At 64.4% G+C, this 16,139-nt stretch carries 15 protein-coding genes; 11 read left to right on the top strand and 4 right to left on the bottom strand.

Features of this window, described 5'->3' with window-relative positions:
- The first annotated feature begins 60 nt into the window (after nt 1-60).
- The 3 genes from B6S44_RS01650 (at nt 61) to B6S44_RS01640 (ending at nt 1,556) form a co-directional block, all read left to right on the top strand.
- Nucleotides 61-594, top strand: coding sequence for a hypothetical protein (locus B6S44_RS01650; RefSeq protein WP_129155051.1), 534 nt, complete (start codon nt 61-63; stop codon nt 592-594).
- 147 nt (nt 595-741) lie between these two features.
- A complete protein-coding gene (locus tag B6S44_RS01645; RefSeq protein ID WP_129155050.1) occupies nt 742-1,101 on the top strand; it encodes a hypothetical protein in 360 nt (119 codons plus the stop codon).
- 164 nt (nt 1,102-1,265) lie between these two features.
- Nucleotides 1,266-1,556: a hypothetical protein gene (locus tag B6S44_RS01640; protein ID WP_129155049.1), complete on the top strand. Its 291-nt coding sequence runs from the start codon at nt 1,266-1,268 to the stop codon at nt 1,554-1,556.
- A 128-nt stretch (nt 1,557-1,684) separates the two neighbouring features.
- Here the strand turns inward: B6S44_RS01640 and B6S44_RS01635 are convergent, their stop codons facing one another.
- Nucleotides 1,685-4,360 (bottom strand): phosphoenolpyruvate carboxylase, encoded by a 2,676-nt coding sequence (locus B6S44_RS01635; protein ID WP_129155557.1) that lies wholly within the window; start codon nt 4,358-4,360, stop codon nt 1,685-1,687.
- Between the two features lie 153 nt (nt 4,361-4,513).
- Nucleotides 4,514-4,681: a hypothetical protein gene (locus B6S44_RS29220; RefSeq protein ID WP_164985678.1), complete on the bottom strand. Its 168-nt coding sequence runs from the start codon at nt 4,679-4,681 to the stop codon at nt 4,514-4,516.
- 30 nt (nt 4,682-4,711) lie between these two features.
- On the opposite strand from B6S44_RS29220, the gene B6S44_RS01630 reads away from it, so the two are divergent.
- From B6S44_RS01630 to B6S44_RS01595, 8 genes are all read left to right on the top strand, one after another.
- Entirely contained in the window at nt 4,712-4,969 is a 258-nt protein-coding gene (locus B6S44_RS01630; protein ID WP_129155048.1) for a hypothetical protein, read from the top strand.
- A gap of 428 nt (nt 4,970-5,397) precedes the next feature.
- Nucleotides 5,398-5,625 carry a DUF4167 domain-containing protein gene (locus B6S44_RS01625; protein WP_129155047.1) on the top strand — a complete coding sequence of 76 codons (228 nt, stop codon included), beginning with the start codon at nt 5,398-5,400 and terminating at the stop codon, nt 5,623-5,625.
- A 306-nt stretch (nt 5,626-5,931) separates the two neighbouring features.
- Nucleotides 5,932-6,825 (top strand): cell wall hydrolase, encoded by an 894-nt coding sequence (locus tag B6S44_RS29600; RefSeq protein ID WP_248309390.1) that lies wholly within the window; start codon nt 5,932-5,934, stop codon nt 6,823-6,825.
- 1,068 nt (nt 6,826-7,893) lie between these two features.
- Nucleotides 7,894-8,655, top strand: a complete 762-nt coding sequence (locus tag B6S44_RS01615; RefSeq protein WP_129155046.1) for an AAA family ATPase — start codon at nt 7,894-7,896, stop codon at nt 8,653-8,655.
- A 726-nt stretch (nt 8,656-9,381) separates the two neighbouring features.
- Nucleotides 9,382-10,134, top strand: coding sequence for a M48 family metalloprotease (locus tag B6S44_RS01610; RefSeq protein ID WP_248309389.1), 753 nt, complete (start codon nt 9,382-9,384; stop codon nt 10,132-10,134).
- Entirely contained in the window at nt 10,131-10,997 is an 867-nt protein-coding gene (locus B6S44_RS01605; RefSeq protein ID WP_129155045.1) for a lysozyme family protein, read from the top strand. The genes B6S44_RS01610 and B6S44_RS01605 overlap by 4 nt, the downstream gene beginning before the upstream one ends.
- A 114-nt stretch (nt 10,998-11,111) precedes the next feature.
- Nucleotides 11,112-12,182, top strand: a complete 1,071-nt coding sequence (locus tag B6S44_RS01600; protein WP_248309388.1) for a serine hydrolase domain-containing protein — start codon at nt 11,112-11,114, stop codon at nt 12,180-12,182.
- A 279-nt stretch (nt 12,183-12,461) separates the two neighbouring features.
- Nucleotides 12,462-13,370, top strand: coding sequence for a DMT family transporter (locus tag B6S44_RS01595; protein ID WP_129155044.1), 909 nt, complete (start codon nt 12,462-12,464; stop codon nt 13,368-13,370).
- 228 nt (nt 13,371-13,598) lie between these two features.
- On the opposite strand, the gene gpt is transcribed toward B6S44_RS01595, so the two are convergent.
- Complete coding sequence (gene gpt, locus B6S44_RS01590; protein ID WP_126110372.1) at nt 13,599-14,108, bottom strand: xanthine phosphoribosyltransferase; 510 nt, start codon at nt 14,106-14,108, stop codon at nt 13,599-13,601.
- A 110-nt stretch (nt 14,109-14,218) separates the two neighbouring features.
- A complete protein-coding gene (locus tag B6S44_RS01585; protein ID WP_164985677.1) occupies nt 14,219-16,042 on the bottom strand; it encodes a methyl-accepting chemotaxis protein in 1,824 nt (607 codons plus the stop codon).
- Between the last annotated feature and the right edge of the window lie 97 nt (nt 16,043-16,139).

Here is a 16,139-nt window from a genome sequence, read left to right as displayed (position 1 = left end):
TCGTCATTGAGATCGGGCAGACTTATCACTATCTCCGGTTGCGGAGCTGGGGATTCAGCCGTGCCGTCAATTTCGAAACAAGTCATAGCGGTTGCCGCGCTGGCAGCGACCTCGATTGCTGTCGCCTCGCCCGCGAACGCAGCGGGCTTCTGGGAAACGTTGTTCGGCGTCCCGCAGCGCCGGGCCGTCGCGCCCATGCCGGAGAGCGTGCCGCTGCACATGACCGTTCGGCCCTCGCGCAAGAAGGCGAAGCTCGAAGGCGCCACCAAGGACGTCAAGGACGGGCCGAAGACGCCGCTCGTCAAGCCGATGGAATATGCCAACGACCCGTTCTGGTACCTCAAGGACGAGACGCTGAAGAAGGGCGACATCATCGTCCTGAAGGATCGCGTCGTGGTGTTCGATGGCGGCGCGCGCGCCTATGCCAACTTCGCCAGCTTCCAGACCAGCAAGCTGCTCTCGGCCAAGGCCAAGGGCCAGCTCAAATACCTGATCTCGACTCCGAGGGACAACTACACGGTCTGGGAGCCTGTGCAGGCGATCGGCGATCGCAACGCCGCCGCCTCGGCCGAGCTCTCGGAGCGCACGCGCTGAGGCACAGTCTCGCCCGCGCCGTCCCATTTCAATCGCATTGATACCTTCGAACGGTCAGACCAGCGACAGAGGCTGACCAGATTTCGCATCCAGGGTCGCTCCGCATCGGGCGCTTGCCCCTCCTCCAGCGATGGAAAGGAGCCAGAGATGCGTAACCTTGCCAGCGCCGTCTGCCTGTCCTTCGTGCTGTTTACCGGCGCGGCCGCAGCGCAGGGCCAATCGCCTTCCCTCCCCGTCCCTGAGGTTCCCGGCCTCCAGGATCCGACTGCGATCCGCACTGCGACCGTGATCGAACGCCGCTCGTTGCCGCCGCAATTGCGCGTGCAGGTCGACAGCGCCATCGCGCAGACCAGTCCTGACGAGTTGCAGCAGCTCAGGCAGTCGATAGACGCCATTCCCGTCGCCGCCAAGGCGCTTCAGGCCAAGGGCATGAACTCCGCCGCGGTCATCGCGGTCGCCTTCGACGAGGACGGCGACCTGACCCTGATCGCCGAGGAGAGCATCTGAGAAGCCAGGCCATTTGAGGAGTGCCGGCCGCCAGACCGGAGCACTTCCATGGGCAGTGCGGCGCTCCTGCCCGTTCCCGCGCAGCGCCGCGAGAGCCGGATGCGATCGGATTGGCACAGTCCGATCGGTGAATCCGTCTCTCACTCGCAATGAAAGGATCGATCATGAAACTGAACGAAGCAGGCATCGACAGCGCCCTCCACCAGATCGAGGCCCAGGCGATACCGGAGAACCATCCGGCAACGGTCCAGCTCGGCGAGCTGTTCGGCGAACATACCTTCTTCCTCGACACCGGCGGGCTCGCCATCATCGAGCCGGTGAAGACCGATGGAGCCGCCGAGAGCATGGGGCGTGTGGTCAAGCTCGCGCGCTGGAGTGATGAGAGCCGAAAGAATCTCTCTCCGCACGAGCCTGAGTACACCGACATCGTGGTCGCGCTCGACCGGGCGGCCTGAGGCCGTCCATCACCCCTTCCGTCATGGTCGGGCTTGTCCCGACCATCCACGTCTTCATCCTTCGAGAGCGGTGTTCAAGACGTGGATGCTCGCCACAAGGGCGAGCATGACGGTTGGCGGCTGATCCCTCAGCCGAACGCGCCGATCTCGTGCTGGATCGCGCCTGAGATCTCGCGCAGCAACGCAAAGCACGCCCGCATCGGCTCGATCACGTCGCGGTGCAAGGCAGCATAGGCTCCGCCTTCGCGCGGACCGGCAGGCTCGCCGAAATCGAGGCCCAGCGCCGGATCGGGGTTGACCGGGAAGATCTCGCCGAGAAGCGCGAGCGCCCCGGCCATGTCGAGCCGCAGGATGCGTTCGAGCAGCAATTCGCGCGTCACCCCGGCATGCGGGCGGAAATCGGGGATATGCGTCGCCGACAGCCAGATCCGGTGCAGCAGCGAGAGGCGCAGCGTATGCAGCGCCACCAGCCTGACCGGCATCGCCGGCAGCTCGCCCGCCGCCTCCTTCAGCTTCAGCCGGTCCGAGGCGAAGCGCCAGAACAGCCGCCGGAGCGTGGGCGCCAGGTCGAGCTGTGCCAATGCGTCCGCGACGGCGAGCAGTTCGTCGCGCCGCCCCTCCTTCTCGGTCCGCCGTGCCCGGTCGAACCAGCTGCCGGCGTCGAGCGTGTCGAGATAGGCGCGCAGCACGTCGAGATCGCTGTTCGCCATGGCATGGGCCGCAAGGCGGTAGGCCCGGCCGAAGCGCTCCGAGCTCTCGCGCATCGCAAGGAACAGCTCGGGCGCTCGCGCCGCCGCCTGGCCGATGCCGTGGACGCTGTTCGCCAGCCAGCCAAGCTGCTGCAGGATGGCGTTGTTGGGGATGGCGCGCAGCTCGCGCGGATGGCGGATCACCGTCGGCCCGCCGGCATCGCTCTGCCGCGCCGCCGGGCGCGAGCCGGTCTTGTCGAGCAAGGACGGGCCGAAGGTGCCGATCAGCGCCGCATAGCCGGGATCGTCGACGAGATGGGTCATCTCCTCGCGCACGGTCTGGAAGAACTCGGTCGAGAAATCCGGTTCGGCATAGATCGGATCATCCGCGCCGGCCGACGGGTCGGCGAAGACACTTTCCGCGATACGCGCCACCGTCGCGCCCGCCAGCCCGCTCGTGCCAAACAGCAGATAGCCGTCGCTGCCCTGAAAGCTGGTCTCGCGCGTGACCTTGACGCCGGCCTTGGCAAAGGCGCGCCGCGGCCATTCCGGATCGAGATAGGCGAGCCGGTCGGCAAGACTGTCGGGGTGTGCGCCGCGCCCGGCCGACTCGCCATGGGTGTCGAAGATCACGAGCTCGATCTCGGTAAGCCCATAGCGCTGCAGCAATTCGAGGATGCGACTGCGCAGCCGCTCGACCCAGAAGGTCGCCGCGACCTGGCCGATATAGCGGCCGGAATCGGAGTAGCCGAACTGGACGCAGAGCCTTCCATGGCGCTTGAGATAGTCGCGCCAATGCGGGCTGCGCAGCGCCTCGTCGATGATGCGCGGCCCTTGCTCCAGCGCGTCGGAGGTCTCGAACAGCGGCGAGATCTCGACGAGGTCGGCGATGCCGAAGCGCTTGGCGAGATAGAGCGCCGACAGCAGCGTATAACCGGTCTCGGTCTCGGCGATCAGGAAGCGCACCGGTCGCGAGCCGTCGACATGCTTCACGATCTGCGCGACCATCATCATCATCCGCGCCGCCGAGGCGCGCTCGACCGCGAGCGCCCCGAAATCCACCGGCGTCGGCTTCGCCCTGGCGAGCGCCTGGTTCGCGGCGGAAAGGAAGGCGCGCCGCTGCGCCGGCTGGGCCGGCTCCTCGTCGAGCGGGATCACCCCGCGCATCGCGTTGTGCAATTGCGAGGCGTTGAGCCTGAAGTGCGGCAGCGCGATCGAGACGCCATGTGCGATCACGCCGGCCCGCGCCAGGATGAGCGCGCTCGCCGTCGCCTCGTCTTCAGCCAGCACGATCGCCTTGTCGAGCGCGGCCAGCAGCTTTGAGGAATCCGGCAGGGCCGCCTCACGCTCGCCGACCAGTGCGAGCGAGAACGCCTGCAGCGCCCCGATCTCCGGCTTGCTGTTCAAAGGCGGGCAAAGCGCCAGCTGCCGCTCGACCGCCGCGTGCGCGCCCTCGACCAGCGCCCTCACCTCGGCGGTCGTCGGCGCCTCCGGCAGCTTCTCCAGCAGGCGGAAGAACTGGCCACGCTTCGATTCCAGCCGGTAGCGCAGCGTGTCCCACCAGCCGATATCGGTTCGCCCATCGGTGTCACAGCCGACCCAGGAGGCAAGCAGCAAGGCGCGCGGCCTGAGTTCGCGCCAGCGCTGCGGCCAGCGCGCCCGTGCCTCGGCCAGGAAGGCGGCGTTCAGCCGGTCGATCGCGTCGCGGGCGTTGCGTACCGAGAAGCGCGCCTGCTCGAACTCGTCCTGCAAGGTGATCGCTTCATCCGGCCGGAAGGAGAGATCGGCCGCCCTCAGCGCCGCCGCCTCGCCCTCATTCGAGGCGAGTTCGGCCAGCGCATGCGCCACCACCCGGCTCATGCCGAAGGTCGGATGCGCGGTGAAGACCGCGGCGAAGCGCACCCGCGCCAGCGCCGCGCCATAGGCCTCGAAGGGCTGCGCCGCGCCGCTCGCCTCATCGGCGACGCGCCGCGCCAGCACCGCATAAGCCTCAAGCTCATCCTGCTCCAGCCCGACATAAGACGCGACGCGCGCCGCCCTGTCGGCGAGCGCGGCGCGGCCGAGCTGGCGGATCAGCGCGGCGGCATCCTCGAGCGTGACCTCGCCACGATCCATCTTGCGGGTCAGCCAGAGCGTGACGCGCAGCACCGGATTGCCGAACGGGTCCTCGCGCGCATCCGAGCGCGCCTGCACGATCGCCGCCGACAATTCGCCCGCCAGCGCCGATGGCGACAACTCCTCCGTACCCGCCACGCCGCTCTCCGCTTTTCAATCGTTTGATGAGGCGGGCAGCAGGTGAGCAAGAATCCGACTTTGCTGCAACTGCGAAAAGCAATGCGGCTCCGCAACAGCGATCCGGGCGCCGATGAAATGACGCTCCAACCGGGGAACATCGGCCTCGATCAGCGCCTTGCCCTTACAAATCACCGCTTCCATGGCCATATCGGAGTAGATCCGGAGGAAGCCATGGACACGACCGTGCGGCGCAACCTCTCCGGCGACTGGGGCGTCTGCGACCTGCTCGAGCGTCCGATCTGCTCGATCATTTGCGATCCGCACGGCACCTGCTGGATCACTCTTTCGCAGGAACAGGTCGAGCGGCTGAGCGACATCCGGAAGGGGCCGTTCCTGTCGGTGGACGCGGCGATGACCGCCATCGAGAAAAACCTCAAGGGACCATGTCGTCATCGTCCGGCAACTGTTGCGACGACCTATTTCCCATAAGGTCTCGACAGTCACAAAGCAGCAGAACGCGGCCGAACAACTTCATTTGGCCACATTGCCCGGATAGAAATAGTAGGCAGGCGAAGACTGATCGGCTGGTTCCTCTGCTTGGAACCGGCGACGAGCCTCCACCCTACCCATCGAAAACGGATCGCTGCCAATCGCAGCATCATCGCCGCACGTAGTGTGCCCGGCGATGTCACCACAAGACCGCGCGGCCTTAAGCCGGGCGGCAAACGGACATAAATGCAAGAATCAATACGACTGAAGTCACCGCAGACCGGGCGTGTCGCCGATGCGATCGCCAATACGCTTCCGCCGAAATCCGCGCCCGCAAGCTCTCCTGACTGGAAGCCGCAACCCTGCGGGCTCAGCCGGCAGGAGCTGCGTCGCATCGTCAAGAAGATGCTGGGATAAGGAGGCTGGACATGAACACACACCCATCCAGAACGACAGCGTTCGACAATCGCTTCACCCGCCCGGGGCCACGCGCCGACGCTGCGCAGGCAAAGCCGGGCGCAAGCCCGCAGGCGAGCTATGAGCGCTATGTCGCTCTGGCCAAGGCCAAGGCCCTCACCGGCGACAGGGTCGAGGCCGAGCGCTATTACCAATATGCCGAGCATTATCAGCGCCTGATCAACGGCACGGCCGCCTGAGGCCCCGTCACGGTCGGGCTTGCTGTCCCGGCCTCCCCCGGCATGGCAGCGCGCGTCTCTTGCTGATAGGACAGGCCCTCATCCCTGCCCTGCTCCCGCGCAATGTGCCATCAACGGGAACAACCCCCAGTCAATTCCCACTCCGAAAATCCGAGCGCCTCACCACAGTGGAGCGCCGACCCGCCGTCATGCAGCTTTGCCTCTTCCTTTCGAAATTAACTTTCTGGTAAGAGGCTTCGGATTCCTTTCCGGTGATGACGGCCTGCCACCCGAGGCAGGCCCGACCCGTAATCAGGAGATGACCGCATGAAGCGGACAATGATCGCTGCGAACGCCGTCCGTTTCACCGGCATGGGCCCCCGCAAGACGATCCCGCTTCTGGTTGCCCTGGCTGCGCCTGCCCTCGGCGCCTGCAGCGTCTCGCCGGTCCAGACCGCTGCGAACACCGCCGCCCCCGCCGCCAAGCAGCCGCACGAGGCCCGCAAGCGCGCCATCGAGCTCGCCAAGGCCGACCCGCGCGAGAAGGAATGCCTTGTCCGCGCGATGTATTTCGAATCGAACCGCTCGAGCGATGCAGGCCTGCTCGGCGTCGGCACGGTGGTGATGAACCGGGTCGGAGCGCCGCGCTATCCTGAGACGATCTGCGGCGTCGTCGGCGCGCCGCGCCAGTTCGCGCCGGGCGTGCTGACCCGCCAGATGGTCGCCCGCGACCTGCCGAAGGCCGAGGCCGCCGCCGAAGCCATCCTCGCCGGCAAGCGCAACGAGGCTGTCGGCAACGCCAAGCATTTCCACATGGCGGGCCTGCGCTTCTCATACGCCAACATGCATTACGTGACGGTGGCCGGCGGCAACGCCTTCTACGTCAAGGGCGAGCGCCCCGAGCGCCGCCGCATCGAAGAGCCGAGCTACCAGCTCGCCGCGGTCACCGCGCCGGCGCCGCTCGCCACCACGGCCTCGACCGGGTCGACCTCCTTCGCGACCGCGCCGCTCGCCTTCGCGCCCGAGGCGCCCGCCGCCGCCCCCGCCAGCGCAGCCTCGCAGCTCGTCACCAACATGACGCTGCCGCCGAGCCGGCCTTACGATCTCGGCATGTCCGGGAAGACCGCGCAGGCCTTCATCGCGCCGCCGAGGAGCGACGCCCGCCTCGCCGCGCTGATGCCGCCCTCCCGCCCCTTGCGCGGCAGCCTGCAGCAGAACTGAGCAGTCCAAAGCCCCAAAAAGCCGCTGGTTTCGTCATGGTCGGGCTTGTCCCGACCATCCACGTCTTCGTTGCCGAGCGCGCAAGGAACCACGCCACGGAACCCCTCTCCCGGATGGGAGAGGGGCAGGGGTGAGGGACCGCCGCTGATCATCTGAACGCAACGGTGCCGGTGCGCCTTCTACGATTAGGGCAGGCCCTCATCCCTGCCCTTCTCCACTGATCTCGGGCCTGCCCGAGATCAGCACTCAAAGTGTCGAAGTCGGATGAAGCCGACTTCGATGCGGGAGAAGGGTTCCCCGCGCCTCCTCGTCATGGTCGGGCTTGTCCCGACCATCCCCGTCTTCGCTTGTCACATTCGGGGTTCAAGACGTGGATGCTCGCCACAAGGGCGAGCATGACGGCCGAGCCAACGGGGACAACTCCCCAATCAATCCCCGCCCCCAAAACCTGGCTTATGCTTCTCCCCGTCCCGCCCGAACCGAGGGGGCTTCGCGAGGCGTCGAGAGGCCGGGCGGGAGAGCGGTGTCCGTGGCGAAAGAGCTTCGCAAGCCCGAATGAGTTCGGCCGCGCAGAGTGCGATCCACTTTGCGACCGGTTGGCTCGTTCCACCACGGAGGGGTTTTCGTCGATGGGAGAGGCACTCCCAGTCCTGCCGGACGTAACCAGACGGCGAGAGCACCTTAAGAGAACCGCGCGCGGGGTTCGGGCAGTGGCCAGTGGCGCTGCCTCGACAATTCGACATCGACATTCGGCACGCAGCCGTCGACTGCGACGCCGCCCGTCCCCGCGCCTCCCTCGGATGGCGTTCCCTTCACACCCTCGCGGCGGAAGCCGGCGGGACATTCACGCTTGGACGATCGCAAGCCGGGTCTAAATGGTCTTCGTCATTTAAGCGCGAGTCGTCCCGGGCGACCGAAGGGAGACCCGGGATCCATTCCGGAACCTCTTTCGGAAAGGCTCGGGAATGGATCCCGGATCGGCGCCGCTTCGCGGCTTGTCCGGGATGACTCGCGCTTTGATTGAAACGCAGCACGCTATAGCCTGCCCCACCCCGACCTTGAGTGCCCATGAGACGAAGCAGCCCGACCCGCCTGCCCGCGCCCTATCTCAGGCGCATCTGGCTCGACCGCGATGCGGTGCCCGACGCCGAAGCCTATCCCTGGTGCCTGCCCTTCCTGCGCGACGAGTTCGAGCTGTCCTTCGACCGGTCGATCACCATCATCGTCGGCGAGAACGGCACGGGAAAATCGACGCTGCTCGAAGGCATCGCCGCGCTCGCCGGCTTTGACGAGGCCGGCGGCGGCAAGGGCTACCGCCCGGTCGACCATGCGCAGGCCGTCGAGGCCATGGGTGGCCGGCTCGCGAGCGCGCTCAAGGCGAGCTGGCTGCCCAAGGTCACCGATGGCTGGTTTTTCCGGGCCGAAAGCTTCTTTTCGGTGGCACGCTATCTCGACAGCGCCGCCCGCGATTCTGGCTATGCGCCACCCGATTTTCTCTCCCATTCGCATGGCGAGGGTTTTTTGCGCTTCTTCGAGGAGCGCTGCCAGCGCCGCGGCATCTTCATCTTCGACGAACCGGAATCGGCGCTGTCGCCGGCCCGCCAGATCGAGTTCCTCAAGCTGCTGCGCCGCATGGACCGGCTCGGCCAGTGCCAGGTGATCATGGCGACCCATGCCCCGATCCTGATGGCCTATCCCGGCGCCCGCCTGCTCGGCTTGAGCAAATACGGGCTCGATCCGATCACGATCGAGCAGACCCGGCATTTCCGCCTCATCCGCGAATTCTGCCTCGACCCGGCGACGTTTGTGGAGACGATGATGGAAGAGTGAGGGTGCGGCGCTGAGGGCTTAACTTCAATCCTTGCAGTGAGAGCCAGCAGTGCTTGGTGTTAACTCAGCCTCAGTACCCTAGGGCAGTGGCCTACCTCCATCATCGTCACTCTGCATCTAGACTTTCATAGTTTTCAGAATATGCTCGACGCCTCATGGAGCTTGCGCGATGAAGACACCCGCTCTTGGCATGCTTTTTTTTGCTCTGAGTGCGATGGGGGCATCTGCGCAACCAGCCGTGCTGCCGTATCCCGGGCCTCACGGGATGCAGGCGCCACCAGATCCTCGACAAGCGCTTTCCATTCTGCTGGGCGCGTTCCAAAACTGTGGCCCGCCGCAAGCATTTCAGATTCTTGGCGTTCAGTTGTTTCAGATGATTTCGATGCAGACGGGAGGGAGTGGGTGCTATCCGCAACTTCAGCAGCTCGGCTCTCCCACGAATTTTCAAGTTACAGGACAGCAACAACTACCGGCCGGGCCGGTTTACGCAGTAAGAGTTCAGCACCAAACCAATCAAGCTACAGATTGGTATATCGGAATTTCACAACATACGGGTAAAGTTGAATACTTGAATTTTCAAATTACCCCCTCTTCTGCCCCTCCGCCAAGAGTTGGCACTGGGCCGGCACCTAACCCGCCAAGCGCGAGCGGCGGAAGCCCTCCCTCAACGCAACCCCCAACTGCGGCTTCCTCTGATGGCTGCAGACTTTACCCAGCGATGTGCCAATGATCTCGCGGCGGGAAACGATCTTAGGCGGCGCACTGACGTTGTTGACATGCACATGCGATTGCCACGCAAACGTAAGTTCGGTAAGAGCTTTAGGCTGCCACGTTCCAAAACTCGAAGCGCCACGGTATTTTTCTAGAACACAGACAGCCACCTTACTCCAAACTGGCAGCGAGGTGATTGAGGCAAGATCTGGAAATCCGGAACTTGATCGAGCACTGGCTCAAACACTGGGGCGATTGTCACAGCTATTCGATGTACTACCTGCTTTTGCCTATTACCAAGACGGATCTCAACCAAACGCTCTCGCAACGCCCGAGCCGAGACTACAGAGAGCAGATGGCACGGTATTGTTTGGGCTCAACATGCTTCAACAGCTTCTTACACGCCCAGAGCATCCGGATGCGTCAGTAGTAGCTGTTTGCGCTCACGAATTTGGGCATATTGTGAGCTATAAAACTGGCCTTATTGATCGACTTATGCAAGATAACAATCCGTTTAGAGCGGAACAATTTGCCGACTACATGGCTGGATACTATGCAGGATTCAAAAAACTTGAACGAAATGATTTTCCAGCGGTCGCCTTTGCGACAACCCAAAGATCATTTGGAGGCGTAACCCGAGGAACTCATGGTACGTCAGAGGAAAGAGGCTCAGCTGTTATCGAAGGCTTTAAATCTATTTACGAACGAAAGCTATCAGCCCCAGACGCAATCGATGCTGCGTTCCAGTTTTCTATGAGTCGGCAATGATGGATAGGCGGCTATTCATCACCTTATTGATGCAGGGGCCAATCACATTGAAGGCCTTCTCACAAAGCCCTTCTGAAGATTTTACTCGCTTGCTATCTGAGCTAGAGTCCGACGCGGAGGCTGTATTAAAAGCAAAGAGATTCAATGAGCTGATAAATCTGAGTTTTGTTCCACCTCCTGAGACACTTGCTCAGCGCCCAGATTTACCTCGAACCTTTAGGCGCCCGTCGCGAAGAATAATCTCCCCTCAAACCCGCCAACTTTTGATCTCAGCTGAAGTATCAAGTCGTTCACTTTACGAGAGGCGCTTTAGGACTCCTATCTGGCCAAAAGGCCAATCGGGCGTAACAATCGCTATTGGATACGACATAGGTTACGTTACCAAAAGTCAGTTCCGTACCGACTGGACCGGCTACATCGATAATGATCGTATTAACGCGCTCGAATCCGCTTGCGAAATTAAAGCCAATAACGCACAGTCAGCGGCTGATAATCTTCAGCATGTTGAGATTAAATGGGAAGAAGCTGTCAGGCAGTTCGATTATTTTGTCAAATTATACATGAATTTGGTAGAAGCTACATTCCCTAATTGCAATCAGATTTCCGATAACAGTTTTGGAGCTTTAACGTCGATAGTCTACAATCGTGGAAACGGAATGAATTCGCGTCAGAATGACCCTCTCGATCGTCGACGAGAGATGCGTGAAATTCGTACGTTAATGAGCCAGGAACGGTTTAGAGAAGTCCCCGATCGGATTAGATCTATGAAGCGCATCTGGCAGGGCGATCCCGATGCTCGCGGACTTCTCATTCGACGCGAGGCCGAAGCAAAACTGTTCGAAATAGGCTTGAACGGCAGTTGAGCATGCTACTAGCGATGTAGGTGTCCCCCTTTAAATCCTCGTTGCGGTCCGCCTATCACGCAGGTCAAGATGTTGGCTGCCTAGCAATCAAGCAGCGCTCCCCGAGTCCCCTCCTTGCCCAGCTCCCTCTCCCCCGCCCGCCTCCAGACCGCCGTCGATTTCGCGCAGGCGCATGACTCCCCCTGGCCGCGCAGCATGTTCTATCCGGACGGCGCCTATGTCGGGAATCGCGAATGGGACGAGAAGGGTCCGTGGACCGAGATCGTCGGGCCGGTCGAGCCGCGCGGCGGGCCGGCGGGCGTCGTGCTGCAGGGCGGCGAGGTCGTCGCCGAATGGGGCGATGTCGAGCGCGCCGACATGACCTTCTCGATCGCCAAGAGCTACCTCTCGGTGCTGGCCGGCCTCGCCGTCACTGAGGGCCTGATCGCCGATCTCGACGAGCCGGTCGGCAAGAGCGTCGACGGCCCGCATTTCTCCAGCGCGCACAATGCGAAGATCACCTGGCGCCATCTGCTCAACATGAACAGCGAATGGCAGGGCGAGATCTTCGGCAAGTCCGACCAGGTCGACCATAACAGGCAGATCGGCATCGGCGCCGACAACAGCCGCAAGGGCCAGCGCCGCGAATTGCACGAGCCCGGCAGCCTCTACGAATACAACGACGTCCGGGTGAATGCGCTCGGCTACGCGCTGCTGCGGCGCTTCCGCCGGCCGCTGCCCGAGGTTCTGCGCGAGCGTATCATGGACCCGATCGGCGCATCAACGGGCTGGCGCTGGGAGGGCTACGAGACCTCATGGCTCGAGATCGATGGTGAGCGCATGCAGTCGGTCCCCGGCGGCGGCCATTGGGGCGGCGGCCTCTTCATCAGCGCCCGCGACCATGCCCGCTTCGGCCAGCTGATCGCGCAGAAGGGCCTCTGGGAGGGGCGCGAGCTGGTCCCCTCGGCCTGGATCGAGCAATCGCTCAAGCCCTCGCCGACCCTGCCGAATTACGGCTTCCTCTGGTGGCTGAACCGCGGCCCCGCCGCCAATCCCAAGCTGCCGGCGAGCGCCTTCAGCGCGCAAGGAGCGGGCAACAACCTGATCTGGATCGACCCCGAGCACGATCTCGTCGCGGTGCTGCGCTGGATCGACAAGGCCGCGATCGACGGGTTCCTGGAGCGGCTGGTCGCGGCGGTGGAGTGAAGGGCGCGGGAGCCTCGACGGAGAACCCCTCTCCTGTAAGGAGAGGGGCAGGGGTGAGGTGTTCGGGAGAGAGATCGTTAGCCTGAACCCAACCGCGCGGTGAGCGCTCGCGGCACTGGTCAAGCGGCCTACACCTCACCCTGCCCTCTCCTTACAGGAGAGGGTTCCCCGCGTGTCCTCGCCCATGCGTCCAGCGTGAACCCTCGTGACGCGGCCCACCCTTGCCGCCGCTTCCCCCTCAGCCCATAAGCCGCCCTGCTCCCGCAAGGCCTTCGCCCAGTGTCCCCGACCGCTCCCGCTTCCCCCCGCCTCGCCATCGGCTTTGCCTGCGGCATCCTGTCGGCCGTGATCTGGGGCGTGCAGTCGGTGATCTCGCGGCAATCGGTGGCCGACGGGCTCTCGGCCGGCGATGTCACCATCTTGCGCTTCCTTGCCGCCTCGCTGGTGCTGCTGCCCTTCGCGCTGAAGCGCCTGAAGCCGTTCCCGGTCGGCAAGCTCGGCTGGAAGCGGGCGCTGATCCTGACCGCCATCGTCGGGCCGAGCTACAGCCTGATCCTGGTCGGCGGTGCCCATTTCGCCCCGGCTTTGCACTCCTCGGTGATCTCGCCGGGGCTGATCCCAGTCGCGACCGCGCTGCTCGCCGTCCTCGTGCTCGGCGAGCGCATCAGCCCGCTCAGGGTGATCGGGCTTTCGATCATCGTCGCCGGTGTCGTTGTCTTCTCCTTCGAGGCGATGGCGAACACGCCGACCCGTGAGGGCGCCTGGATCGGCGACCTGCTCTTCGTCCTGATCGCCGTGCTCTGGTCGATTTTCGGCCTGCTGGCGCGGCGCTGGGGGGCGGATGCGGTCGAGGTCACCATGGCGACCTGCCTGCTCTCGGTGCCGCTGCTGCCGCTGCTGGCGCTGGTCCAGCCGGTCAACCTGCTGCAGGTGCCGCTCTCAGCCATTGCGCTGCAGGCGCTCTATCAGGGCGTCATCGTCGGCGCGGTCGCGCTCTTCCTCTACACGCAGGCCGTCGCGATTTTAGGCGCCGGCCGCGCCGCGCTCTTCCTGCCGCTGGTGCCGGTGGTGACGGCGCTCTCGGGCGCCGCCTTCCTCGGCGAGCGCGCCTCGGCGCTGGAGATCGCCGGCATGGCGCTGGCCATCCTCGGCATGGTGGTGGCGCTCAAGGCGCCGAGCCACGCCTGAACTCGGGTGTCATTCCGGGGCAGGCCAAGGGCCTGAGCCCGGAACCCATGACCACGACGCAATTCCAGCCCGCCATGCTCGCCCTTGTGGCGAGCATCCACGTCTTGGACACCACGCTGCCTGAAGGAAGACGTGGATGGTCGGGACAAGCCCGACCATGACGAAAAGAGGAGTGTTCATGGGTTCCGGGCTCTTCGCTTCGCGAAGCCCCGGAAAGACGCGCCGCGCTCAGCCCTTATGGTCCTTGGCGATCGGCTCGACATAGGACAGGCCCATGTCCCAGGGGAAATAGATCCAGGTGTCCTGGCTGACCTCGGTGACGAAGGTGTCGACCACCGGCACCCCGGCCGGCTTGGCATAGACCGTGGCGAAATGGGCGTTCGGCAGCATCTCGCGCACGACGCGGGCGGTCTTGCCGGTGTCGGTCAGGTCGTCGACGACGAGCACGCCCTTGCCCTTGCCGTCGCCGATGGCGCGGATCGAGGGGGCGATCTCCTTCATCACCTTGAGTTCGGTCTGGTTCTTGTAGTCGTGATAGCTCGCGACGCAGACCGTCTCGATCATGCGCAGACCGAGCTCGCGGCAGATGATCGCCGCCGGCACCAGCCCGCCGCGGGTGATGCAGACCATCGCCTCGAACGGTCCGGCATCGGCGAGGCGCCAGGCGAGCGCCCGGGCGTCGCGGTGGAACTGGTCCCAGGAAACGGGGAAGGCCTTGTTGGCGCTCGGTTCGGCCATGGCTGGTCCTGCGGCAGACTTAAGAAAGAGCCTTTCCGCAAAGCGCATTCGGCGAAAGCTGGCAAGAGCCGCGCGGCCACAATCCCCGCCGCGCGACTCTTTTGTTGGCCCTAGAACTCGGCCCAGCCATCGTCGCTCCGGCCACCCGCCACCCTGGCGCGCGGGAGCGGCACGGGTTTCGCCGGCGCGGCCACAGCCTTCATCGCCGGCAGCACCGAGCGCAGATTCGCGGCAAGCGCAGCCGGCTGTTCGCTGCCGCCGAGCCGGAAGGCGCCGACCAGCGCGGCCAGCGCCTGCGTCTCGGCCTGCAGATCGCGCGACAGTTTCGAGCTGGAATCCGCCATCAGCGAGTTCTGCTGCGTCATCTCGTCCATATGGGCGACGGTCTTGGCCATTTCCTCGACGCCATTGGCCTGCTCCGTCGCCGCGCTCGAGATCTCGGCGATGGTTCCGGCAACACGGTTCGCCGCATCGACGATCTCCTCGAGCGTCCGGCCGGTATCCTTGACCAGCTGGACGCCGGAGCGGACCTGCTGGCTCGAATTGGCGATCAGCGCCTTGATGCCGTTGGCGGATTCACTGGAGCGGCCGGCCAGCGCCCTCACCTCCGAGGCGACGACGGCGAAGCCCCGACCGGCATCGCCGGCACGCGCCGCCTCGACCGCCGCGTTGAGCGCGAGCAGGTTGGTCTGGAAGGAGATCTCGTCGATCATCGAGATGATGTCGGCGATGGAGGTCGAGGCCTGCTCGATCCGGCCCATCGCCGCGACGGCATCGGCGACGATCGCCCCGCCGCGCGAGGCCACGGCCTTGGCTTCGTCGCCGAGCGCCGCAGCCTGACGCGAATTGCCAGCGCTGGTCTTGATCGAGGCGGCCAGCTCCTCGGTCGTCGCCGCCGTCTCCTGCAGGCTCGAGGCCTGGGCCTCGGCGCGTTCGGCGAGTTCGAGGCTCTCGCCCGCCATCCGGTCGGCCGCGACGCCGACCTTGCCGGAGATCGCGCCGACGGCGCCGATCACCTCCGCCATGGTCTCGATCAGCTCGTTGATACCGCCGCAGAGGACCGCGACCTCGCCCTCCTTGCCGGCCATATCGATGCGGCTCGTCAGGTCCTTGTCCTTGGCCCGACCAATGACTGCCTGCGCTTCGCCCACCGCCTTGGCGAGCTGGCGCGCCGCCTTCTGCTCGGTGATGTCGGTAGCGTATTTCACCACCTTCAGCGGCCGGCCCTTGGCATCCATGATCGGGTTGTAGCTCGCCTGGATCCAGACCTCGCGGCCACCCTTGCCGAAGCGCTGGTACTGGCCGGAATCGTACTCGCCGCGGCCGAGCTTCTCCCAGAAGGAGCGATACTCCGCCGAGCTGCGATGGGCGGCGTCGCAGAACATGGCGTGGTGTTTGCCTTTGATCTCGTCGAGCCCATAACCGGTGACGGCGAGGAAATTCTCGTTGGCGTCGAGAATGTGGCCGTCGAGCGTGAACTCGATCACCGCCATGGCCTTGCGGATCGCGGCGACCTGCCCGGCCAGATCGGCCTCGCGGTTCTTCTGGTCCGTAATCACGGTCGCAAACTTGATCACCTTGACCGGCTTGCCGCGGGAATCGAAGACCGGATTGTAGCTCGCCTCGATCCAGAACTCGCTGCCATCGGCGGCGACGCGGAGAAACTGTCGCGCGTCGTATTCACCCTGCCGCAGCCGCTCCCAGAACGCCTTGTATTCGGCGCTCGCGGCCTCCTCCTTCAGGACGAACATGCTGTGATGGTGCCCCCGCACCTGCTCCAGCGTGTACCCCACCGCCTTCAGGAAGTTCTCGTTGGCATCGAGAATCGTGCCGTCGAGCTTGAAACTGATCACCGCCATGGCGCGATTGAGCGCCGCCATCTCGCCTTCGATCTCACGGCGCGAAGCGCCGCCCGCAAATGGATTTAGCCGCATGCCCGTCCCCCCGCATTCAGCCCCACACGGACTCATGATCCGCAAGATCAGAATGGCTGAGAATGGTTTATGACTCGCTAAGCGAAGGCGGCCTTCA

The sequence above is a fragment of the Allobosea sp. Tri-44 genome (assembly GCF_004123845.1).
GTDB lineage: Bacteria > Pseudomonadota > Alphaproteobacteria > Rhizobiales > Beijerinckiaceae > Allobosea.
The sequence above is the reverse complement of the archived record's forward strand: the minus strand, read 5'-3'. Positions and strand labels throughout refer to the sequence as shown.